At 32.6% G+C, this 22,258-nt stretch carries 21 protein-coding genes; 7 read left to right on the top strand and 14 right to left on the bottom strand.

Annotation, left to right across the window (positions count from 1 at the left end; genetic code table 11):
- Positions 1-21: 21 nt before the first annotated feature.
- The 3 genes from QBK95_RS03115 to QBK95_RS03105 form a co-directional block, all read right to left on the bottom strand.
- Entirely contained in the window at positions 22-228 is a 207-nt protein-coding gene (locus QBK95_RS03115) for a membrane or secreted protein (protein WP_280930451.1), read from the bottom strand.
- Positions 229-334: 106 nt separating this feature from the next.
- Positions 335-1,348, bottom strand: coding sequence for a UDP-N-acetylmuramate dehydrogenase (murB, locus tag QBK95_RS03110; protein ID WP_280930450.1), 1,014 nt, complete (start codon positions 1,346-1,348; stop codon positions 335-337).
- A 34-nt stretch (positions 1,349-1,382) separates the two neighbouring features.
- Entirely contained in the window at positions 1,383-2,612 is a 1,230-nt protein-coding gene (locus QBK95_RS03105; protein WP_280930448.1) for a pyridoxal phosphate-dependent aminotransferase, read from the bottom strand.
- A gap of 104 nt (positions 2,613-2,716) precedes the next feature.
- On the opposite strand from QBK95_RS03105, the gene QBK95_RS03100 reads away from it, so the two are divergent.
- The 3 genes from QBK95_RS03100 (at position 2,717) to QBK95_RS03090 (ending at position 6,970) form a co-directional block, all read left to right on the top strand.
- Positions 2,717-4,096 carry an aspartyl protease family protein gene (locus QBK95_RS03100; protein ID WP_280930446.1) on the top strand — a complete coding sequence of 460 codons (1,380 nt, stop codon included), beginning with the start codon at positions 2,717-2,719 and terminating at the stop codon, positions 4,094-4,096.
- Between the two features lie 116 nt (positions 4,097-4,212).
- On the top strand, positions 4,213-5,538 hold the full coding sequence (locus QBK95_RS03095) for a retropepsin-like aspartic protease (protein ID WP_280930444.1): 1,326 nt from the start codon (positions 4,213-4,215) through the stop codon (positions 5,536-5,538).
- A gap of 61 nt (positions 5,539-5,599) precedes the next feature.
- Positions 5,600-6,970 (top strand): aspartyl protease family protein, encoded by a 1,371-nt coding sequence (locus tag QBK95_RS03090; RefSeq protein ID WP_280930442.1) that lies wholly within the window; start codon positions 5,600-5,602, stop codon positions 6,968-6,970.
- 57 nt (positions 6,971-7,027) lie between these two features.
- Here QBK95_RS03090 and QBK95_RS03085 read toward each other — a convergent pair whose 3' ends face one another.
- Positions 7,028-7,432 carry a DUF1573 domain-containing protein gene (locus tag QBK95_RS03085; RefSeq protein ID WP_280930440.1) on the bottom strand — a complete coding sequence of 135 codons (405 nt, stop codon included), beginning with the start codon at positions 7,430-7,432 and terminating at the stop codon, positions 7,028-7,030.
- A 126-nt stretch (positions 7,433-7,558) separates the two neighbouring features.
- On the opposite strand from QBK95_RS03085, the gene QBK95_RS03080 reads away from it, so the two are divergent.
- A complete protein-coding gene (locus tag QBK95_RS03080) occupies positions 7,559-10,189 on the top strand; it encodes a valine--tRNA ligase (protein WP_280930438.1) in 2,631 nt (876 codons plus the stop codon).
- Between the two features lie 57 nt (positions 10,190-10,246).
- Here QBK95_RS03080 and QBK95_RS03075 read toward each other — a convergent pair whose 3' ends face one another.
- From QBK95_RS03075 to rsfS, 6 genes are all read right to left on the bottom strand, one after another.
- Positions 10,247-10,516: an acyl-CoA-binding protein gene (locus QBK95_RS03075; protein WP_280930435.1), complete on the bottom strand. Its 270-nt coding sequence runs from the start codon at positions 10,514-10,516 to the stop codon at positions 10,247-10,249.
- A gap of 2 nt (positions 10,517-10,518) precedes the next feature.
- Positions 10,519-11,166, bottom strand: a complete 648-nt coding sequence (locus QBK95_RS03070; RefSeq protein WP_280930433.1) for a phosphatidylserine decarboxylase family protein — start codon at positions 11,164-11,166, stop codon at positions 10,519-10,521.
- Complete coding sequence (locus QBK95_RS03065) at positions 11,156-11,965, bottom strand: phosphatidate cytidylyltransferase (protein ID WP_280930431.1); 810 nt, start codon at positions 11,963-11,965, stop codon at positions 11,156-11,158. The genes QBK95_RS03070 and QBK95_RS03065 overlap by 11 nt, the downstream gene beginning before the upstream one ends.
- Position 11,966: 1 nt before the next feature.
- Positions 11,967-12,578: an LUD domain-containing protein gene (locus QBK95_RS03060; protein WP_280930429.1), complete on the bottom strand. Its 612-nt coding sequence runs from the start codon at positions 12,576-12,578 to the stop codon at positions 11,967-11,969.
- Between the two features lie 121 nt (positions 12,579-12,699).
- The gene (gene ftsH / locus QBK95_RS03055) at positions 12,700-14,646 is read right to left on the bottom strand and encodes an ATP-dependent zinc metalloprotease FtsH (protein WP_280930427.1); all 1,947 of its coding nucleotides are present in this window, start codon (positions 14,644-14,646) and stop codon (positions 12,700-12,702) included.
- An 11-nt stretch (positions 14,647-14,657) separates the two neighbouring features.
- The gene (gene rsfS, locus QBK95_RS03050) at positions 14,658-15,029 is read right to left on the bottom strand and encodes a ribosome silencing factor (RefSeq protein WP_280930425.1); all 372 of its coding nucleotides are present in this window, start codon (positions 15,027-15,029) and stop codon (positions 14,658-14,660) included.
- Between the two features lie 90 nt (positions 15,030-15,119).
- Between rsfS and QBK95_RS03045 the strand changes: the two genes are divergently transcribed.
- Entirely contained in the window at positions 15,120-15,851 is a 732-nt protein-coding gene (locus tag QBK95_RS03045) for a biotin--[acetyl-CoA-carboxylase] ligase (RefSeq protein WP_280930423.1), read from the top strand.
- Here QBK95_RS03045 and QBK95_RS03040 read toward each other — a convergent pair.
- Together QBK95_RS03040 and pyrE are read right to left on the bottom strand one after the other, a co-directional pair.
- Entirely contained in the window at positions 15,848-16,240 is a 393-nt protein-coding gene (locus QBK95_RS03040; protein WP_280930421.1) for an SRPBCC family protein, read from the bottom strand. The genes QBK95_RS03045 and QBK95_RS03040 overlap by 4 nt on opposite strands.
- 14 nt (positions 16,241-16,254) lie before the next feature.
- Positions 16,255-16,896 (bottom strand): orotate phosphoribosyltransferase, encoded by a 642-nt coding sequence (gene pyrE / locus QBK95_RS03035; RefSeq protein WP_280930419.1) that lies wholly within the window; start codon positions 16,894-16,896, stop codon positions 16,255-16,257.
- Between the two features lie 8 nt (positions 16,897-16,904).
- Between pyrE and QBK95_RS03030 the strand changes: the two genes are divergently transcribed.
- Entirely contained in the window at positions 16,905-17,513 is a 609-nt protein-coding gene (locus tag QBK95_RS03030; RefSeq protein WP_280930417.1) for an NUDIX hydrolase, read from the top strand.
- Between the two features lie 3 nt (positions 17,514-17,516).
- Here the strand turns inward: QBK95_RS03030 and QBK95_RS03025 are convergent, their stop codons facing one another.
- On the bottom strand, positions 17,517-19,262 hold the full coding sequence (locus QBK95_RS03025) for a M14 family metallopeptidase (protein ID WP_280930415.1): 1,746 nt from the start codon (positions 19,260-19,262) through the stop codon (positions 17,517-17,519).
- Positions 19,263-19,414: 152 nt separating this feature from the next.
- Here QBK95_RS03025 and QBK95_RS03020 point away from each other — a divergent pair, with 152 nt between their 5' ends.
- Entirely contained in the window at positions 19,415-21,262 is a 1,848-nt protein-coding gene (locus QBK95_RS03020) for a SulP family inorganic anion transporter (protein ID WP_280930414.1), read from the top strand.
- Between the two features lie 54 nt (positions 21,263-21,316).
- Here the strand turns inward: QBK95_RS03020 and QBK95_RS03015 are convergent, their stop codons facing one another.
- Positions 21,317-22,138: a class I SAM-dependent methyltransferase gene (locus QBK95_RS03015; RefSeq protein WP_280930412.1), complete on the bottom strand. Its 822-nt coding sequence runs from the start codon at positions 22,136-22,138 to the stop codon at positions 21,317-21,319.
- Between the last annotated feature and the right edge of the window lie 120 nt (positions 22,139-22,258).

Genomic DNA, 22,258 nt, shown 5'->3' with positions numbered 1-22,258 from the left:
TGAATCAAAATCGGTGATCGATTATTTAGAATGCTCTGTTTCGTTACAGTTAGCATATTGATCTGGAGTCTTTCCGCAAAGAGAACATGATTCACCTTCTTTATTCAGAAAAGGGCTTTGACTTGCACAAGTTCCTGCAAACTTTCCATCTTTTTTAGCCCATATTTTAATCGCAATTCCTGCAAATGCTAATAAAAGTAGTGCAACTGTAAGTAATAACAATTTCATAATTTAATATTATCAAAATTCGTTTGCAAAGATACAAAGAAAAATAGCTGAAATTATGATATGCATAAAATTAGCTCTCTAAATAAAACAGACAAAAAGAGTTGATTTAAATGATATTGACTTCTGTCTCTAGCGCAATGTCAAATTTTTCTTTAACTATTGCTTGAATTTTTTTTGAAAGCTCAAGTATTTCCTGACCAGTAGCTTGATCATAATTCACTAATACTAATGCTTGCTTCGAGTGAACACCAGCATCACCCCATCGTTTTCCTTTGAAACCAGATTGTTCAATAAGCCAACCTGCAGGAACTTTAATATGATGCTTGTCAATCTGATAAAATGGAGCATTAGGATAGGATTTTTGTAATTCAGAAAAAGCTTCACCAGAAATAACTGGGTTTTTAAAAAAACTACCACTGTTACCGATTTCTTTTGGGTCTGGTAGTTTACTTCTTCTAATGTTAATTACGGCTTCAGAGATGTCTTTGATGGTAGGATTTGTAATGTTTTTTTTGTCTAAAGCATTTTCGATAGCACCATAACTTGTATTGAGCAGGTGTTCTTTTGTTGTTAACTTAAAAGTTACTTTGGTTATTATGTATTTTCCTTTTAGTTCATTTTTGAAAATAGAATTTCGATATTCAAAATTGCAATCATCTTTTGTGAACAAACGTTTTTCACCTGTCTTAATATTAATAGCCTCGCAGTTAACAAAACAATCTTTTAATTCTACACCATAGGCGCCAATATTTTGGATAGGAGCACTACCTACATATCCAGGAATTAATGACAGGTTTTCAAGTCCTCCAAAATTATTATCGATGCAAAATTGCACAAAATCATGCCAGTTTTCTCCTCCATTTGCAGAAACTAACACAGCATTATCAGATTGTATATCAACAGAAATTCCTTTGATATAAATATATAACACCAGAGCTTTTAGATCTTTGGTTAAAAGCATATTGCTCCCGCCACTTAGAATAAAAATATTCTTTTCTTTATGAATAGAAAGCACCTCTATAAGTTCAGCTTCAGAATTAATCTGAATAAACTCTGAAGCTGACACATTAATGCCGAATGTATTATATTGTTGAAGCGATTTGTTGTGTTCTATTTTCAAAAAGATAAATTTAAATTATACTATTGTTTCTTCTTTAGGTGTTACTATCAAGTTGGGTCGTTGTGATGATTTCTTGATGGGTGTATTTTTCCAAAGCAAGTTTCAATATATGAATTGCTTTTTTAAGATCTCTCCTGTTTAAGACATATGCTATTCTCACTTGGTTTAATCCTTCATTAGGGCTTGAGTAAAATCCAGATGCAGGTGCCACCATAACGGTTTCGTTATTAACATGAAATTCATCAAGCAACCATTTGGCAAAATGATCTGCATCCTTTATGGGTAATTCTGCAATACAGTAAAAAGCACCATTAGGTATGGCAACCTTAACACCAGGTATTTGTCTGAGTCCTTCAACGAGAGTATCTCTTCTGGCTTTGTATTTGGCTACAGTTTCTATATAATATGATTCAGGAGCTTCTAATGCAGCTTCACTTGCAATCTGCGCAAAAGTAGGAGGGCTTAACCGAGCTTGAGCAAACTTCATTGCAGTTTCCATAACATTTTTGTTCTTGCTTACCATACATCCAATTCTTGCGCCGCACATACTATACCGTTTGGAAACAGAGTCAACTACTATTGCGTGATCATCAAGGGCTCTCTCTTGTAAAATTGAATAATGTTCTGAATCACCATATACAAATTCTCTATATACCTCGTCCGAAATTAAAAACAAGTCGTACTTGATTGCCAATTCGGATAGTTGTTTAATCTCTTGTTTGCTGTACAGATATCCTGTTGGGTTACCAGGATTGCAAATAAGAATTGCTTTTGTTTTTTCGGTTATTAGTTTTTCGAAATCTTTTATCGGTGGTAATGCAAACCCATCGTTGATCTGAGAGATTACGGGTACAACGGTGATTGTGGATTGTGTTGAAAAACTATAATAATTGGCATAAAAGGGCTCAGGAACTATAATTTCATCACCAGGATCTGTAATACTTCCCATGGTAAATATTAATGCTTCGCTGCCTCCAGTAGTAATTAAGATATCATCAGAAGAAATCGTAATATCATGCTTTGCGTAGTAACCTGCTAGTTTTTTTCTAAAACTTTCAAAACCTGCAGAGTGGCTATAAGCAAGAACATCTAATTTGTGATTTCTTACAGCATCCAAGGCTTCAATAGGCGTTTTGATATCGGGTTGTCCGATATTAAGATGAAAAATATGTTTACCTTCTTTTACAGCTTTTTCTGCAAAAGGAGCTAATTTACGAATCGGAGATTCGGGCATTGCCTTTCCCTTACTTGATATTACAGGCATTCTTTCTAATTTAAACAGTAAAATAGCGGTAAATTTCTTAAATTATTTAGGATTTAAGTTAATTATTATCATGAATTTTCAAGTATTTTTCTATATTTAGAGGAATGGAGATTTTGTGCTTGGATTTTTGTCATTTTCTTAAAGTGAGAGCTCTTATTCTATTCTTGTTTGTATCTTTTGCTTTTAATGCCCAGGAAGGGTTTAAATTACCTGATGGGATTACTAGTGATAAGCTAAATTTTAAATTAGCTAATAACCTTATAATTATTCCTGTTGAGTTAAATGGAGTTGAGCTATCTTTTATTTTAGATACTGGAGTTGGATCTACAATTCTTTTTAGTGTAGATAATAGAGAATCGTTAGAGTTGCATAATGCTACAAAAATTTACCTTAGAGGATTAGGAAATGATAAGCCAGCGGAGGCAATAAAATCTACTAATAATATATTAAGAATAGGAGATGCGTTCAGTCAGAATCATACCATATATATGATCTTTGACGAATCTATTAATTTTTCTCCTTTAATGGGATTTCCAGTTCACGGGATTATTGGGTATGACTTTTTTAGAGACTTTATTTTAGATATAAATTATACGAAAAAAGCTATCAAAATTTCTGACCCTAAATCGTATGTATATAAGAAATGTAAAAGGTGTTATCAAACGGATTTAGACCTTAGTAATGGCAGGAGAAGACCTTTGGTAAAAGCGAATTATCGAACAGAAGAAGGGTTAATCGATATCAATCTTTTATTAGATTCTGGATCTAGTTCGGCATTGTGGTTATTTGAAAATAAAGAAATCAATTTAGTTGTTCCAGAAAGTTCTTTTGATGATTTTTTAGGGAAAGGGTTTAATGGGAATATTTATGGAAAAAACACTAAAATCAAAGAGTTTAAGATTGGGGATTTTCAATTAAAAAATGTGACAGCATCTTTTCCAGACTCTTTGTACATACAAGGGATTTCATTAAAAAAACGACAAGGCTCTTTAGGAGGAAGTATTTTAAAAAGGTTTAATCTTATTGTAGATTATCCTAATAGAAAAATTTCCTTCAAAAAAAACGGCTATTTCTCAAAACCGTTTTTTTACAATATGAGTGGTATAACCATTCAACATAGCGGAGTGAGGGTTTCAAAAGATTATAATATTCGTAAAGGGTTTTCTCAACCTACATTGGATTTTATTTCAGATGAAGATGGGAAAATATCCAGTAATATTTATAGAGCAGATGCTAGTATTTTTATTTATTCATTACAGCCGCAATATGAGATTACTGAAGTAAGACCAGAATCGCCAGCGGATAAAGCAGGATTGCAAAAAGGGGATGTGATTTTGGAAATAAACGGTGTTAAAGCCCATAATTACACATTGTCAAATCTTAATGATTTGTTTTATTCAGAAGAGGGAAAGAGAATAAGAATTAAGATTGAAAGACTGGGAGTACAAATAAAATATGTATTTTACCTCAGGAAAGTAATTTAAGTTGTAAAGTTTCGTCTTACATATCTATTGTATTGATTAGATAAATTATTTAATTGATGAATGTTGGGTTTATATACAAGGAGGTAAAGGCTTTTTGCTAGGATTTATATCATTTTATGAAAGGGAAAGTACTAGTTTTATTTTTATTAATATCTATTGGTTTTAATGCACAAGAAGGATTTGTAATTGAAAGTGGTATTAAGAGCAAGAAGATAAAATTTGAATTGGTACATGACCTTATCATAGTACCTATAGAACTTAATGGAGTTTCTCTGTCATTTATTCTTGATACAGGAGTTAGCAGAACTATTGTATTTGATAAGAGTAGCAAATATCAATCAGTTCAATACGAATCTTCAGGAGTTCAATTTAAGGGTTTAGGTAAAGGCAATTCTCTCGCCGCGTTAAAATCGGATGGTAATATATTTAGAATAGGAAATGTTCAAGATAAGAATCATACGGTTTATCATACTCCCAGTGAACGCACAAGTTTTTCTTTTAGGATTGGATTTCCTGTTCACGGGATATTAGGTTATGAACTATTTCAAAAATTTGTAGTAGAGATAAATTATGAGAAGCAATTCATAATATTATATGATCCTAGATCATATGTTGATGAGAATACTAATGGTTATATGGCAGAATTGTATTTTAGAAAACAAAAAAAACCACTTGTGTTGGCTAAATATGAAACTGAAACGGGATTAGTAGAAGTTAATCTTTTAATCGATTCAGGTTCTAGTACTTCAGTTTGGTTGTTTGAAAATAAGGATGTTAAGGTTCCTGATAATAGTTTTAAAGATTTGCTCGGTAGTGGATTAAATAATAATATTTACGGTCGAAAATCTAAGATTAAAAAGCTTTATTTGGGCGATCTTGTTGTAAATGATATAACGACTTCCTTTCCAGATAGAAATCATATTTCAGGTGTTTCTTCGTATGATCGTCATGGATCAATTGGTGGAGGTCTGTTAAAACGATTCAATTTAGTTATCAACTATTCGAGAAAGAAAATAATTTTTAAAAAGAATAAGTATTTTTCTTTACCATTTAATTTTAATATGAGTGGTATTTCATTAGGGTGCAGCGAAATGACAAAAATTATAGTAAAGAAAAACCAAAGACTAAAAGAGCGCGAAGTGAAAATAAAGGATGCTGGTGCTGGAAATTATAATGCTCGCACTTCGGATAATAAGATTGTAAAAGATAGATATAAATATAAATACGAGGTACTAAGAGTTCGAGATAAATCTCCAGCAAAAATTGCTGGTTTGAGAACTGGAGATGTTGTTTTGAAAATTAACAGAAAAGACGCTAGCAAGTATACTCTTTCTGAACTTAACAATATGTTTAGTTCAGAAGAAGGCCGAAAAATTAGTATATTGGTAAGTAGGTCTGGAGTTAAAATGAATTTTGTAATTTACTTGAAGAGCGTTATTTGATTTTAAATATAGTTGAATATTGTGCTTGTGTTTTATATATGATAACGTTATATTTTGTAGAATGGATATTGTAAGTTTTAGATTGTATCATTTTATTAAAGAAAGAGTATTTCTTTTATTTTTACTGTGCATTTTCACGATAAATGCTCAGGAAGGTTTCCAGCTTCCTGATGGCTACAAAGAGGATAAAGTAAAATTTGAATTAGCAAATAATCTAATTATAGTTCCTGTAACTCTAAACGGAGTTGAACTTTCCTTTATTTTGGATACAGGAGTTGGTGCAACTATATTGTTTAGTTTGGATAATAGAGATTCATTAGAGCTTCATAGTGCTTCTAGAATTTATTTTAGAGGATTAGGAAACGGAGAACCTGTAGAGGCGATTAAATCGGAGAAAAACCAATTGAAAATTGGAAATGCGGTTAGCGAAAATCATACAATTTTTTTGGTGTTTGATGAATCGATAAATTTTTCTCCAAGAATGGGATTTCCAATTCATGGAATTATTGGATATGATTTTTTTAAAAAATTCATTGTTGATGTTAATTACTCATCAAAATATATTAAAATGAATGATCCAGAATTTTATGAGTATAAAGAATGTAAAAAGTGCTTTGAGACATCGCTAGATTTTAATGAAGGAAAGAGGCCTTTTGTTAAAGCTAAATATGAAATAGATGATGGTTTAATTGATATAAGGTTACTTTTGGATTCAGGATCTGGTTCTGCATTATGGTTATTTGAAAATCAACAGATGAGTATCAACGTTCCAGATAATTCATTCGATGATTTTTTAGGAAAAGGTTTTAATGGTGACATATATGGACGAAGAACAAAAATAAATGGGCTTCATATTGGAGAATTTGTAATGAAAGAGGTGACTGCATCTTTTCCTGATTCAATTTATATAAAAGGAATATCTGTTAATGATAGGCAAGGGTCATTAGGAGGAAGTGTGTTGAGACGATTCAATTTAATTGTAGATTATCCTAATTCGAAAATTTCATTTAAAAAAAATAGTTTTTTTCATAAACCATTTTCCTATAATATGAGCGGTTTAACTGTTCAGCATAGTGGGGTAAGAGTTGCGGAGGATTTTGTTAAAAAAGAAGCTGAAACTTCTGGGTTTAATTTAATTAAAAATAAAGGCGGAGAAGCTACTGCTAATGTATCGATAAATTCTTATGGTTATGGGTATAGTTTGCAGCCTAAATATGAAATAGCAGAAGTTAGACCAGGTTCTCCAGCGGATAATGCAGGTGTGAAAAAAGGAGATGTGTTGATTGAAGTAAATGGTAGGAGAGCACATGGTTATTCGCTTTCCGATATTAATGATTTATTTTATTCTGAAGTAGGAAAAAAAATTAAAATCAAAGTAGAAAGGCAAGGGATCACAAAAAGATTTGTTTTTTACTTAGAAAAAGTGATATAACAAAAAAAAGGTTTTACTTGATAGTAAAACCTTTTTTATAGTATTATTTATAAGTGTTTAATTCTTTTTTTCAAGAACACTTTTAGTGTCGTCTAATACCGTACCTTTAATCTTAATAGCTTTAGTAGACTCCTCTGCATTAGAGTATACAGTTATTGTTTTACGGATTGGTCCGACTCTTTTAGTGTCATATTTAACCTCTATAATTCCCGTCGCACCTGGTGCAATTGGATCTTCTGGTTTTTTAGGAATAGTACATCCACAGCTCGAATATACTTTAGAGATGATCAAAGGAGCATCTCCAGTGTTTGTGAATTCGAATTGGCGAACACCATCACTACCCTTAGTAATTTCACCATAATCTATCACATCTTTTTTAAATTCAATTTTAGCTTTAGTATCCTGAGCATTTAGGGTAATTCCCAGAAAACCAATAAATAAAATCATCATTACATTTTTCATAACGTAGGTTTTTATAATGTGTAAAAGTAGTTACTTTTTATCCAACTTCAAAATTGCAAAAGACTTTCATGTTGTCGTATATAATAATTACTTTTGCACTCTAAAATTCAAAAATCGGACCAAAGTATGGCTTTAGCAGGAAAGTATGATGCAAAATCGATAGAAGAAAAGTGGTATAACTACTGGATGGAAAATAATTATTTCCATTCTGAAGTTGATGATAGAGAGGCGTATACTATTGTAATTCCTCCGCCAAATGTAACGGGAGTGCTGCATATGGGGCATATGCTTAATAATACGATACAAGATGTATTAATTAGAAGGGCGCGTCTTAAAGGGTATAATGCCTGCTGGGTTCCTGGTACAGATCATGCCTCGATTGCAACAGAAGCTAAGGTTGTGGCTAAGTTAAAGGAGCAAGGTATAGATAAAAATGATCTTACAAGAGAAGAGTTTTTGGAGCATGCCTGGGAGTGGACTCATAAACATGGAGGGATTATTCTAGAACAACTTAAGAAATTAGGAGCCTCTTGTGATTGGGAACGAACGGCTTTTACTATGGATGACAATCTGTCTGCTTCGGTAATCAAAGTTTTTGTTGATTTATATAATAAAGGGTTGATTTATAGAGGATACAGGATGGTGAATTGGGATCCTGAGGCAAAAACCACTTTGTCCGATGAGGAAGTGATTTATGAAGAAAAACAAGGAAACCTTTATTATCTAAAATATAAGATTGAAGGAAGTGAAGATTCGTTAACTATAGCAACTACTCGTCCAGAAACAATACTAGGAGATACTGCAATTTGTATAAACCCTAATGATGAAAGATTTACACATCTAAAAGGAAAGAAAGCGATTGTACCTATTGCAAATCGTGCTATTCCTATTATAGAAGATGAATATGTAGATATGGAGTTTGGTACAGGTTGCCTTAAGGTGACTCCTGCACATGATCAAAATGATAAAGTTTTAGGGGATAAGCATAAATTAGAGGTTATAGATATTTTTAACGATGATGCTACATTGAATTCTTTTGGATTACATTATGAAGGAAAGGATCGTTTTGTGGTTAGAAAAGAGATTCTGAAAGAATTGGAAAGCCTAAATGTTCTTGAAAAAACAGAGACGCATCTTAATAAAGTAGGTACAAGTGAACGTACAAAAGCTGTAATAGAGCCAAAACTTAGTGATCAATGGTTTCTTAAAATGGAAGGATTAGCTAAGCCAGCTTTAGATGCAGTTTTAGAAAAAGATGTTAATCTTGTTCCAGAAAAATTCATAAATACATACCGTCATTGGATGGAAAATGTACGAGATTGGAATATATCACGTCAATTGTGGTGGGGGCATCAAATCCCAGCATTTTTCTACGGAGATGGTAAGGAAGATTTTGTAGTTGCAGAAACTAAGGAAGAGGCATTAGCGCTGGCAAAAGAAAAAACAGGAAATAATGGATTACAAGATGTTGATCTAACGCAAGATCCAGATGCTTTAGATACTTGGTTTTCATCTTGGTTATGGCCTATGAGTGTATTTAATGGAGTTTTAGAGCCAGATAATGAGGAGATTAATTATTATTACCCTACAAATGATCTTGTAACAGCTCCAGAAATTTTGTTTTTCTGGGTTGCAAGAATGATTATCGCTGGGTATGAGTATAGAAAAGAAAAACCATTTACAAATGTATATCTAACAGGAATTGTAAGGGATAAACAAAGACGTAAAATGTCTAAATCATTAGGTAATTCCCCAGATCCTTTAGATTTAATTGATAAGTATGGAGCGGATGGTATTCGTGTGGGAATGTTATTGAGTTCCCCTGCTGGAAATGATTTGATGTTTGATGAAGATTTATGTAAACAAGGAAGCGGGTTTGTAAATAAAATATGGAATGCTTTTAGACTTATCAAAGGTTGGGAGATAGATTCAACTATAGACCAGCCAGAAGCTTCTGCAATTGCAATTCAGTGGTATCAATCGAAATTTCAGAAAGCTTTATTAGAACTTGAAGGGAATTATGATAAATATCGCATTAGCGATGCTTTAATGACTACCTATAAGATTATATGGGATGATTTTTGTAGTTGGCTACTAGAAATGATCAAACCTGCATATCAAAGCCCAATCGATGCCAAAACGTATCGAGAAGTACTTGCTATTTTGGAGGATAATTTAAAAATATTACATCCTTTTACTCCTTTTATCTCGGAAGAGATATGGCAACAAATTGCAGACAGAAAGCCAGAAGAAGCTCTGATTATCTCCAGTTGGCCTAATATTACAGCAATAAACGAAACATTAATTAATGAGTTTGATGTTGCTGCAGAGGTGATTTCAGGAATACGAACGATTCGAAAAGAAAAGAATATATCTTTTAAAGAAACAATATCAATGTCAGTACTTAACAGTGAAAAAACAAGTACTACTTTTGATGCAGTCATCAGTAAGCTAGGAAACCTTGATTCATTAGAGTACGTGAACGAAAAAGTAGATGGAGCACTTTCTTTTAGAGTGAAATCTAATGAGTACTTTATTCCGATTTCTGGGGCAATTAATGTAGAGGACGAGATTAAGAAACTTACTGAGGAATTGAAATATACTGAAGGGTTTTTAAAATCGGTTCAAAAGAAATTGCAAAATGAACGTTTTGTAAATAATGCACCAGAACAAGTAATTGCGAATGAACGTAAGAAGGAATCTGATGCTGAAGCTAAGATAGCTACATTAAAATCAAGTCTTTCAGGTTTGAAGTAGTAGATAAAAGATTAATCAAAAAAAAAAACCTTGATATCATATCAAGGTTTTTTTTGATTAATAATCAGTAATGTATTTATTTACTAATTCTATATATTTTAGTTTAGCTTCATCAGGAGTAAGATTTTTTACCTGAAAAAGAGCATTAAGTTTAAAAGCATTTCTAAGTTCGCTATCTCCAGATGGTGTATAGAAACCCTCGGTATGAGTGGCTTGTTTGTAGTAAGCATAAAAATGAAGCATAACATCAGGAGGCAATTCTATTTTAGTATTGCAGGCCTTTTCAAAAGCCGCTTGGAAGGCGATATTTAATTCCTCATTGGTCATAACTATACATTCGCAATAATACTTTCTCCTCCTTTTACCTTTTGATTCAAGGAGACATTAACTTCTGTTCCTACAGGTAAAAACACATCTACTCTAGAGCCGAATTTAATAAATCCACTATCAGATCCTTGAATAACTTTTTCACCATCTTTGGCATAATTCACGATTCTTTTGGCTAATGCTCCAGCGATCTGTCTATAAAGGATTTCAACAAAATTGTTTTTTACAACTACAGTAGTCCTTTCGTTTTCTTCAGAGGCTTTGGGGTGCCAAGCAACAAGGTATTTACCTGGATGATATTTACTTAATTGTACTTTTCCGTTAATAGGATGTCTGGTAACGTGAACGTTTATTGGCGACATGAATATAGAAACTTGAAGTCTGTTTTCATTGAAATATTCTTTCTCAAACACTTCTTCTATTACTACAACTTTACCATCTACAGGAGCAACTATTGTACGATCGTTTATATCAGTATGTCTTTTTGGATTTCTGAAAAACTGTAATATTAATATTAGAAATACTAGTGTTATCAAAAATATAGCAAGGATCCACTCGTCAAGTTGAATTGCTACGTAAGAAGCTGCATTAATACCGAGAAAAAGTACAATAGCAACTGATATGATTTTATAACCTTCTTTATGAAACATACTTTAAAATTTGTAAAAATGCATATAAAAACGGACTTGCAAATATAATACTGTCCAATCGATCAAAAATGCCACCATGTCCTGGCATTATTGATCCACTATCCTTAACACCTGCTTGTCTTTTAAATTTAGATTGTATAAGGTCTCCCAGAGTACCAAAAATACTCATAATTATGCTTATAATCAACCATACGGTAATTGATAACAAGTCAGAAAAGTAGGCAATTAAATACCCTGCTAACATAGTAAATAAGAAACCTCCTATAAAACCTTCAATCGTTTTTTTAGGAGATATTCGTTCTAATAACTTACGTTTTCCAAAGTTCTTACCTACTAAATAAGCAAAAGTATCATTTGTCCATATCATTAATAGTGGTCCCGCTACCATAATCGGGTTGTATTCATTATCGTAACAAGGTATTAATGTTAAAAATACGATAGAAGTAATAAGATAGAATATACTTGTAAGGTATTTTCTTTTCTCGAACATTGGAATTATTCTAATCGTAAGAAGATCTCTTACTAAAAATAGTTGTGTTATTATTGTTAAAGTCAGTACAGTAATGGTAACGAATAGAGGGATTTTAAAAGCTGGAGTATGAAATAAAAGAAGGAAGCCAATAAATACTAAGTATAACCAAGTATTTTTTAAATGAATTAACTTCTGAAATTCATAAATACAGATAATACCAAATATTAGAAATATGCCAATGAAGGTATATTTAGAAATAAATATAGAAATTAATAATATCGAGATGTATAAAAACCCCGATAAAGACCTTGTTAGCAGTTCCTTCATATTATAAATCTTCCAGCAGCAGCAAATATAGATTTTTTGAGCTACTTCCGTAGCTTAAGAAGTCTTTTTCTTTTTGCGGTTCGAAGTTTTTAATTGTAGTAATATTGGAGGGAATAGAGTTTTTGTTTTTTTCTTTAATTCCCTTTAATCCTTCTCCAATACTTTTAACTAACTGACTTGTAGCTGCTAACATTACGAAGTTGTCTGGTAGTTCAGTAAGTTTTTTTTCTCTTAATTGATTAGAGGAAATAAGGATGGCTCCGCTATCTGCAATGAGATATTCACAGGTTGCAAAAAAGAAAGATGCAGGAGTCTTTTTTATAAAGTTAAGGTTAAATCCCGAAAATTTATGTTCTAGTCCAATATCAAAACAGCATACATCTTTTTCATACCAATCATTTTCTAAAAGAATCTTGTCAAAAGAGTCAAGTACTTCATCTTCATTATCGCAATACAGAAATTTACCACCGTTTCTTTTGAAATTAATCATAAAGCTTTCATCAACTGGAAGGTTGATTTCGGGCATGTATTTACTGCGATCTTCAGCGTGACGTTCCTTACTCTTTTGGTCTGATTTAGATTTTGAGGAAAATATTCTTCTAAATAGACTCATTTTTTAGATTCGATCGGGGATTACGGGTTAACAATACTTCCAAAGATAAAAAAATCTTAACCTAATAGTTCTATTTAGATTAAGATTTTTTTAATTTACTAGTAAAATCTGTAATATTATATCAAGAAGGTTCTATAACAGTCTCTTCTTTTGTGTCAAATGGACGTTTTCCAAAGATTTTTTCCAGATTGTCTTTAAAGATAACTTCTTTTTCTAATAGTACTTCTGCAAGTTCTGTTAGCTTATCCTTATTTTTTTCTAATAGTTTGATGGCACGCTGATATTGTTCTTCAATAATATTAGAAATCTCTTTGTCTATGAGTTCACTGGTTTGTTCACTGTAAGGTTTAGTAAAACCATATTCGTTTTGACCAGAAGAATCATAATAAGTTAAGTTTCCAATTTTGTCATTCAGACCATATATAGTTACCATTGCACGAGCTTGTTTTGTTACTTTTTCAAGATCACTAAGCGCACCTGTAGAAATTTCATCAAAAATTACTTTCTCTGCTGCACGTCCTCCTAGAGTTGCACACATCTCATCAAGCATTTGATTAGGGCGCACAATCAATCTTTCTTCTGGAAGATACCAAGCAGCACCTAGGGATTGCCCTCTAGGAACAATTGTTACTTTTACCAAAGGAGCAGCATGTTCTAACATCCAGCTTACGGTAGCATGACCAGCTTCGTGAAAAGCAATTGCACGTTTTTCTCCAGGTGTAATTATTTTATTTTTCTTTTCTAATCCTCCGACAATTCTATCTACTGCATCCAGAAAATCTTGTTTTCCAACGGCTTTGTTTCCTTTACGAGCAGCTATAAGTGCAGCTTCGTTACATACATTGGCAATATCCGCACCAGAAAATCCAGGAGTTTGTTTCGACAAGAAGTCAGTATCTAGACCATCTTCTTTTTTAAGAGGCTTAAGGTGTACTTCAAATATTTCTTTACGTTCTCTAACATCAGGCAGGTCAACATATATTTGTCTGTCAAAACGACCAGCTCTCATTAAGGCTTTATCTAATACATCAGCTCGGTTTGTTGCAGCAATTACAATTACATTGGTATTTGTGCCAAAACCATCCATTTCTGTTAAAAGCTGGTTTAAGGTATTTTCTCTTTCGTCATTAGATCCTGAGAAATTACTTTTTCCTCTAGCTCTACCAATTGCATCAATCTCATCGATAAATATAATCGCAGGAGATTTTTCTTTTGCTTGTTTAAATAAGTCACGTACTCTGGATGCACCAACTCCTACAAACATCTCTACGAAATCTGAACCAGATAAAGAAAAGAAAGGTACTTTAGCTTCTCCAGCGACTGCTTTAGCTAATAAAGTTTTACCTGTTCCAGGAGGTCCTACCAATAATGCTCCTTTCGGTATTTTTCCACCTAAAGAAGTGTATTTTTCAGGGTTTTTAAGAAAGTCTACAATTTCCTGAACTTCTTCTTTGGCACCCTCAAGACCAGCTACGTTTTCAAAAGAAACTTTTACGTCTGTGTTTTGATCAAAAAGCTTTGCTTTGGATTTACCAATATTAAAGATCTGTCCTCCAGCACCGCCACCTGAGCCACCGCTCATTCTACGCATGATAAATATCCAAACCCCAATGATTAATGCAAAAGGTAATAATGTGATGAAAATATCTCCCCACATATTACTTTCAGTATCATAACCGACCTCAGTAGCTAAGCCATTTTGGCTTTTTATTTTTGCAATTTCGTTTTCAAAATTTTGTAAATCTCCAAATTCGAACTCGTAATCAGGATCATTTGGGCTTGCAGGTAATATTGATTTTTTTTGATTTTTAATATGTTTATCCTGAGCTTTAGCCTCTGCTGTTAGAAAAACCTTTGCTTTACGTCTATTGATAATCAATACACGTTCAACTTCACCGTTGCTCAAAAAATTATTGAAATCAGAAGGAGTGGTTTCTGGAGCAGTTCCCATGCTGCCACCTCCTATAAAGTTTAATACTAAAAATCCAACAATTATGATTGCATAAATCCAATATGCACTAAATTTTGGTTTTTTATTTGGGTCTACTTTTTTATTTTCTTTAGACATTTACACTTTTTTTAATAGTTCGTTTCGATAGTTGTTGTCTTCGCATCTCCCCATAAGCCTTCTATATCATAAAATTCCCTGATATGTTTTTGGAAAACATGAACAACTATGTTTACATAATCAATCAATACCCACTCAGCATTTTCACTACCTTCTACATGCCAAGGTTTATCTTTAAGTGATTTGCTTACTGTTTTTTGGATAGAGCTAACAATAGCATTTACTTGAGTATTAGAGGTTCCGTTACAGATAACAAAATAATTACATACCGTATTTTCAATCTCTCTTAAATCTAAAATAGTGATGTTATTACCTTTTACTTCTTCAATACCTTTAATAATTTGAGTTATTAATTGATCAGTATCGATTTCTTTTTTAGTCATGCATTTTTTTAATTTGTGTAAAGTTATTACTTTTTATGATTTTAATGTCAGTATTTATAGACATTTGTAAAAACTTTCACATCGTTATTTATGCATATAATCAAAGTTGATGCCATTGACTCTACAAATACTTTTCTCAGGGATATGAATAGAGAGAAGTATTTGATAAAACCTGTTTGTGTGATTGCAAAAGAACAACGATCAGGTAAAGGACAGATGGGTACGACCTGGCAAAGCAATACTGGAGAAAACCTGACCTGTAGTGTGTTTATGCCTATTAATGATTTTGATATAATGGATCAGTTCTATATTTCTATGACAGTTTCATTAGCTGTTTATGATACTTTGAATGGATTGATTTTACCCAGATTATCGATAAAATGGCCTAACGACATTCTGTCAGACCGATCTAAGGTATGTGGGATATTGATAGAAAATGTAGTTAATAATGGCAGATTGCGTGGTGCAATCATTGGAATTGGGATTAATGTAAATCAATGTAGTTTTGAGAATCTTCCGCTGGCAGGATCTATAAAACAATTCTTAGGTAGAAATATCGATTTAGATGAGGTGTCTAACTTATTATTAATGAAGCTGGAATATCGTTTTTCTGAATTATATAAATCTAATTTTAAAAAATTAAAGGAAGAATACGAATCATTACTTTTTAGAAAAAATAAACCCTCTACTTTTTTAGATGTAAAGGGTGATTCTTTTGTTGGTATTATCCAAGGTGTCACATCATTTGGTAAATTACAAATTCTCTTGGAAGATGATGTAATACAGGATTTTGATCTAAAAGAGATAAAACTACTATATTAGATCTTAGCGATATTTTCACTTAATGTATTGATGAAATTCTGAATTGGATTTTTAATCATCATTCCCATCATAGCATTAAATTGACCTTCAAAAATAAGTTTTGTAGTACTTTTCCCTTCTCCAATATCTATAATATCCGCAGTTAAGGTAAAAGGTAATTTATCACTTGCAGCTCCAAGAATCACAGAAGAGTGTTCTGTACTATCTTTTTGCTCCAACACGATTTCAGGCATTCCTTTTAACTGGAAAAGAAATCTGGAGTCGTTTATTTTTTCAAATTTTTGTTTGCTTTCGGGCATCAGTTGTTCAAAGTTTTCGACTTTAGTTAAAAATTCAAAGACTTCTTGTTGAGTTTTTTCTACAGTAACTGTAGGGCTTTCTAAATTCATTGAGATTAAAAATTTTATTGATTCCACTCTGCTGGATTTGTTCTCCAGCTTTGCAGGGTTTTTTGTTGTTCTTCTGTAATGTAATTAGTGTCTAATGCTTGTTCCAGAAGATTTTCATAATTACTTAGAGTGTGCAAAGATAATGCCGCTTCTTCAAAGTTTTCTTTAGCAATGTCAAAGCCGTAGTTAAAAATAGCAACCATTCCTTTTACATTAGCATCAACTTCATTTAGCGCTTTTACAGCATTTAGACTGCTTTTTCCTGTACTGATAAGATCCTCTACCACAACTACATTTTTACCTGTGGGAACAATACCTTCAATTTGATTTTTTCTTCCATGCTTTTTAGCTTCTGGACGAACGTAAATAAAAGGTAAATTTAATTGTTCTGCAACCAGCATTCCAATACCAATAGCTCCTGTGGCTACACCAGCAATTACATCTGGCTTACCATATTTTTCTTCTATAAATTTTGCAAGGTGTTCTCTTAAGAAGTTACGAATAACTGGAAATGAGAGTGTAACACGATTATCACAGTAGATTGGAGATTTCCATCCTGAAGCCCAAGTAAAAGGTTCTTGTGGTTGTAATTTAATTGCATTAATTTGCAATAATAGTTCAGCAGTTTTTTTTGCTGTGTTTTTATCAAAAATCATAGTTGCAAATGTATAAAGTTTTTGTGAATAATACGCCTATTATTCTGTCCACAAAAAAGGTAATTGAAGGTTATAAGACGATATCTGTTAAAGATGTCAATTTTCAGGCAATAGTAAGAGATATTCTAAATGAAGAAAAGTTAGGGGAGACCGCAAAGTATCATCTTTATCATAAAAAAGAAGATAAGCTTATGGAGCATTTTTATGCTAAGTTGCCTGTGGTAATAGCTGGTGGTGGAAAAGTGTATAATGCGGATAAGGAGATTTTGTTTATTTATCGCAATGGAAAATGGGATTTGCCAAAAGGTAAAGTAGAAAAAAAAGAACATATAGAAACTGCAGCTGTTCGTGAGGTTGAAGAAGAGACTGGAGTAACTGGATTAGAGATTACTAAGTTTTTGTATAAAACTTTTCATGTATTTAAGAGAAATGGAGAGTTTCGATTAAAGGTAACCTATTGGTTTGAGATGAAAACAGATTTTGAAGGAGAGTTAATACCTCAGAAAAATGAAGGAATTACTAAAGTAAAATGGAAAAATAAGAAAAAAGCAAAAAAAGCATTGACAAATTCTTATGCCAATATAAAGAAGCTTTTCTCCCATGATTACTTATCATAGACGCTACTTTAAAATTCGATATACAGGATATTTCATATGTGCTTTCTCGTAATTATCTGATTGTTTATGAATCCAATCTAATTGACTATACCAATTATTGGCAAAAACGGTGTCTTTTTTCTTTTGTATAAACTTGGTGTAGAGTTCTTTATCATTGTCTAATAATTTCATTGCTTTGTCTTCCCACACATAAGGAGAAAAACCTTCTTTTTGTTGTAATATAGTGTCAAAAAAATTCCAATTAAAAAAGGAGTCTGGAGCTTCAGGTTCTAGAGTTTCTATTAGATATCTAAAACCTTTCTGATCAGTGGGAACAATAACATCTCCCTTTTTTAAGAATACCTGTTCGATACTCTTTTTTACCGACGTACTGTAATGTAAATAGTGACCTTCATAGGGAGTTTTTCTGCTTTTGTAATCATCAATATGATATACTTCAACAGTTATTGTTGAATCTTTTTCTATAGTTTGGTAGTTTATTTTGTTTAGACTTAGTTTTTCAACTACATTCCACCATCCCTGAGGAATTACATATGCTTCAGGGACATCAATTTTGGTAGTTGGCGTAAAATAATTTTTGTAGATTACTTCTTTGTCATATGGTTTGTCTTTAAAATATTTTAAACGCTTTGCTCCCGTAATATTACTATTGATATATTCACCTTCATATCCTTTAAAATTAATTTTAGTAGTTTGAGTAGTGTCAATTTTCCAATTTACAGGATATGTATTACGTTTTTGCATATTTGCAAAGGCTTGCTTTCTTAGTGTCTTGATTTTTTCACTATCTTTTTCAGTGATATCAATCATTGATTTCATTAATTCATATGTGCCTTCAACTCTAAGTTTATAGGGTTTTAACATGTGGGTTTCTACCATCATTCCTAGAGTGTTCCATAATGTAGTATAACCAGTAGAATATCTTGGTGAGTCCATGAATTGTGTCCATCCTTTGTCTGGAGTGGTTCCCCATACATTCACATATGGGGTGATATCCCATTTTTTAGAAGTTAATGATGCTTCTAGTTGCGGCTGCATTTCATTATGTAAATAATTTCCAAGTTTCCCATTTAGTTTATTGTGTTGTGTGAATAAATGTGTTAATGTGTATTGATAATCCGCTCCGTTGCTTACATGATTGTCAATAAAAACATCTGGTTGTACTATATGAAAGATTTCTGCGAAAGCTTGAGCATTTTTAGTATCGTTTTTTATAAAATCACGGTTTAAGTCGTAGTTACGGGCATTTCCTCTAAAACCATATGCTTTAGGTCCGTTTTGATTTGTGCGTGTTCCTGAATTTCGATTTAATGCACCACCAATATTATAAACAGGAATCGTTACTAAAACAGTATTTTTTGGAGCGCTAATAGTACCTTGAACTATATCTCTAAAAAGTAACATTGTGGCATCAATACCATCACTTTCTCCAGGATGGATCCCGTTATTGATTAATAAAATACGTTTAGATTGACGGATTTTCTCAAAATCAAATTGTTTATCAGGGTTAAGCATGGCTATATGTAATGGATTACCGCTATCGGTCATTCCAATTTCCCGAATTTGGATTTCAGAATAAACATTAGAAAGCTTTTGGTAATACGCAATTACTTCTGGATAAGTCGGTGTTTCTGTACCCTTACTTTTTTCAAAAATTGTAGTAAAGTCAACAGTTTTGTCCGAGTCTTTTTCAGAAGTATTGCAAGAAGTAATAATTATAAAGCTGATGATGAGTGTAATAATTCGCATGAACAAAATGTGTATGTGGTAAATATACTAAGTTTTGAAATTTTTAAATCTTCTATAACGTTTTAGTTTAATTCTAGATGTGGAATAGCACATAATTTTACTTGTGAAGACATAAAATAACTGTATTTTTGCACCCTCAAAATAGACTGATTATGACCGAGTTTGTAAGAAAAAGAGTAGCTAATGCTAAAAATGATATTTTATCAGGATTAACTGTTGCGTTGGCGTTGGTTCCTGAAGCAGTGGCTTTTGCATTTGTAGCAGGAGTAGATCCTTTGGTAGGATTATACGCTGCATTTATGATAGGATTGATCACTTCTATTTTTGGAGGGCGTCCAGGTATGATTTCTGGAGCTACAGGAGCCTTGGCAGTTGTAATGGTAAGCTTGGTGGCAGAAGGTAATGCAATGGGTGCAGATGGAGAAGAGTTAGGATTGTACTATCTTTTTGTTACGGTTATATTGATGGGGATTATACAAATGATGGCTGGAGTCTTTAGACTGGGAAAATTTGTACGTTTGATTCCACATCCTGTTATGATGGGTTTTGTTAATGGTTTGGCAATAGTAATTTTTCTTTCTCAGTTAGGGATGTTTAAAAATGCAGAGAAAGATGTATTTGGAGCCGATAAGTATAAGACTTCTTCAGTGCTTAAACAGTATGATATTAAAGGAGATTTAGTATACGATTTAATCACAAACGAACCGCTTTATATCTACGGTAACAGTAGTAGATTTCAGGATATTGATACTAAAGACACCAAATACATAGTTGATGATAATCAGGTTTTTGATATTGATACTAAAGAAGTTCTATTTAATATAGAAAAGGATGGGGTTTATAGAATAGAGAAAAAGGGTAAGGTTAAGAAATGGATTCCACTGAATGAATTAATGTTAATGTTGGGATTAGTGTTGTTAACCATGCTAATTATGTGGGGATTACCTAAAATGAAGATTACGGCTAAATTACCAGAGGCTTTGATTGGGATTTTAGTAGTTTCTGCTATAGCAATATTAGGGAAGTTAGATGTCGCTACAGTGGGTAGTTTTATTTCTGATGGAGGAGGAGAAGGACTTAAAGGTGGTTTACCTCAGTTTCAATTTAATATTTTCAGCAAAGTACCTATGACCTTAGAGACACTTTATTTCATAGGTCCATATGCATTAATTTTGGCAGCAATTGGATTGATAGAATCACTAATGACATTGAATCTTATCGATGAGTTAACAGAAACCCGAGGTAATTCTAACAGAGAATGTTTAGCTCAAGGAGGTGCTAATATCGTTACGGGTCTTTTTGGAGGAATGGGAGGTTGTGCAATGATTGGGCAATCTATTATTAATATCAAAGGAGGTGGACGTACAAGATTATCAGGAATTGTTGCTGCAGTGACATTGCTGATGTTTATTTTGTTTGCTTCAGGATTAATTGAACAAGTTCCAATTGCGGCATTAGTAGGGGTGATGTTTATGGTTGTTATAGGGACATTTGCTTGGTCAAGTTTTAGAATACTTAATAAAATTCCTTTAACCGATGCGATTGTATTGATATCAGTTTCTTTATTGACGGTGTTTTTTGATTTGGCCGTTGCTGTAATCGCAGGTGTGATTATGTCTGCGTTGGCTTTTGCTTGGGAAAATGCTAAAAAAATTCGAGCAAGAAAACATATTAAAGAAGATGGAACCAAGGTGTATGAAATATGGGGGCCATTATTTTTTGGAAGTATTCAGGCTTTTAATAATAAGTTTGATGTGGCGAATGATCCAGAGAAAGTTGAGATTGATTTTATAGAATCTCGTGTTAGTGATCATTCTGCGTTAGAAGCTGTCTTTAACCTGGTTGGGAAGTATGAAGAAGCAGGTAAACAAGTGCGCGTAAAACATTTAAGTGAAGAATGTCAGGCTTTAATGATTAAAGCTTCTCCGAGGTTGGCTAGTGTTATAGAGCACGATATCGATGATCCTAGATATCACGTGATGGCTAAGGCCATGAGATAAACAAAAAAGGAGATGCTTTTATAGAAACATCTCCTTTTTTGTTTATTGTTATTTTTATTCTTTTTGTAGTATGTATAGATTTTCGTTCAGAATTTCTTTTCTATCGGTTATATCCATATTCGGTGCGTAAATTTTAGATAATTCAAATTCATCCGAAATTTTTTTCAAGAAGTACCCGTTGATATTTTCATAGAAATTATGAGGTATAGTCTGATGCATAAAAGGATCGTTGGTATTGTTGTTAGCATCAAAATAGTGCAATAATCTACGATATACTTCTGTGTTTTCAATATCAGGTAAGTAAGAAACACTCCCAACTTGATCTCCAGTTTGTTGCAGTTCTTTAAAAACTTTGAATAACGTGTTGGTAGTATCCAGATCCAAAAAGAATAAAACTCCTTCTAATAAGATAAAAATAGGTCCTTGCTTGATATATGGTTTTAAGGAGCTAACAATTTCTTCCTTAGAATGAGCGGTAAAATCTATCGAAACGTACTGTATGTCTCTTTTAGGTAGCTTTCCTTCATTTGTCCACAAATCGACTTTTTCTTTTTTGTAGGCAACAATGTCTGTTTTATCGATTTCAATAGTGCGTACGTTTTCATTCAATAAAAATTGATACATACTAAAACCTGATCCGAAATTAATGAGTGTTCCACCATTATTAGCTAAAAAAAAAGATCTCATTTGTTCATAAAAGAACCGGTTTCTAATACTATGCAAAACAGCTTCATGCTTGGAGATGTTTTCTATGATCTCTGGTATTAAATTGTCTGTAGAGGGGTTGTTCCAAAGCTTCGCATAAATATCCTTACTCACCTCTTCATGATGTGATCTATATGTTGATACGACAAAAGCAGTTTCGTGAATTTGCATACTGTTATAGTATTTTGATTTCTAAATTATCAAAAAAATATTCTATTCAGTATGGTTAGAGTTATTTTTTTAGAAAAAGGTACTAAAAAACGCGATTATTTTCAAGCAAGAAATAATCGC

Origin of the sequence: Aquimarina mycalae (assembly GCF_029906345.1) — a bacterium.
In the GTDB taxonomy this organism is placed as follows: Bacteria; Bacteroidota; Bacteroidia; order Flavobacteriales; family Flavobacteriaceae; genus Aquimarina.
Note: the sequence above shows the minus strand (reverse complement) of the source record. Positions and strands in the feature narration are given on the sequence as shown.

Bases quoted from the DNA above. Each gene is read 5' to 3' on its own strand.
- QBK95_RS03115 (WP_280930451.1), bottom strand. From the start codon at position 228: ATGAAATTGTTATTACTTACAGTTGCACTACTTTTATTAGCATTTGCA.
- QBK95_RS03105 (WP_280930448.1), bottom strand. From the start codon at position 2,612: ATGCCTGTAATATCAAGTAAGGGAAAGGCAATGCCCGAATCTCCGATT.
- QBK95_RS03100 (WP_280930446.1), top strand. From the start codon at position 2,717: ATGGAGATTTTGTGCTTGGATTTTTGTCATTTTCTTAAAGTGAGAGCT.
- QBK95_RS03095 (WP_280930444.1), top strand. From the start codon at position 4,213: ATGAAAGGGAAAGTACTAGTTTTATTTTTATTAATATCTATTGGTTTT.
- QBK95_RS03090 (WP_280930442.1), top strand. From the start codon at position 5,600: ATGGATATTGTAAGTTTTAGATTGTATCATTTTATTAAAGAAAGAGTA.
- QBK95_RS03085 (WP_280930440.1), bottom strand. From the start codon at position 7,432: ATGAAAAATGTAATGATGATTTTATTTATTGGTTTTCTGGGAATTACC.
- QBK95_RS03080 (WP_280930438.1), top strand. From the start codon at position 7,559: ATGGCTTTAGCAGGAAAGTATGATGCAAAATCGATAGAAGAAAAGTGG.
- QBK95_RS03075 (WP_280930435.1), bottom strand. From the start codon at position 10,516: ATGACCAATGAGGAATTAAATATCGCCTTCCAAGCGGCTTTTGAAAAG.
- QBK95_RS03070 (WP_280930433.1), bottom strand. From the start codon at position 11,166: ATGTTTCATAAAGAAGGTTATAAAATCATATCAGTTGCTATTGTACTT.
- QBK95_RS03065 (WP_280930431.1), bottom strand. From the start codon at position 11,965: ATGAAGGAACTGCTAACAAGGTCTTTATCGGGGTTTTTATACATCTCG.
- QBK95_RS03060 (WP_280930429.1), bottom strand. From the start codon at position 12,578: ATGAGTCTATTTAGAAGAATATTTTCCTCAAAATCTAAATCAGACCAA.
- ftsH (WP_280930427.1), bottom strand. From the start codon at position 14,646: ATGTCTAAAGAAAATAAAAAAGTAGACCCAAATAAAAAACCAAAATTT.
- rsfS (WP_280930425.1), bottom strand. From the start codon at position 15,029: ATGACTAAAAAAGAAATCGATACTGATCAATTAATAACTCAAATTATT.
- QBK95_RS03045 (WP_280930423.1), top strand. From the start codon at position 15,120: ATGCATATAATCAAAGTTGATGCCATTGACTCTACAAATACTTTTCTC.
- QBK95_RS03040 (WP_280930421.1), bottom strand. From the start codon at position 16,240: ATGAATTTAGAAAGCCCTACAGTTACTGTAGAAAAAACTCAACAAGAA.
- pyrE (WP_280930419.1), bottom strand. From the start codon at position 16,896: ATGATTTTTGATAAAAACACAGCAAAAAAAACTGCTGAACTATTATTG.
- QBK95_RS03030 (WP_280930417.1), top strand. From the start codon at position 16,905: ATGTATAAAGTTTTTGTGAATAATACGCCTATTATTCTGTCCACAAAA.
- QBK95_RS03025 (WP_280930415.1), bottom strand. From the start codon at position 19,262: ATGCGAATTATTACACTCATCATCAGCTTTATAATTATTACTTCTTGC.
- QBK95_RS03020 (WP_280930414.1), top strand. From the start codon at position 19,415: ATGACCGAGTTTGTAAGAAAAAGAGTAGCTAATGCTAAAAATGATATT.
- QBK95_RS03015 (WP_280930412.1), bottom strand. From the start codon at position 22,138: ATGCAAATTCACGAAACTGCTTTTGTCGTATCAACATATAGATCACAT.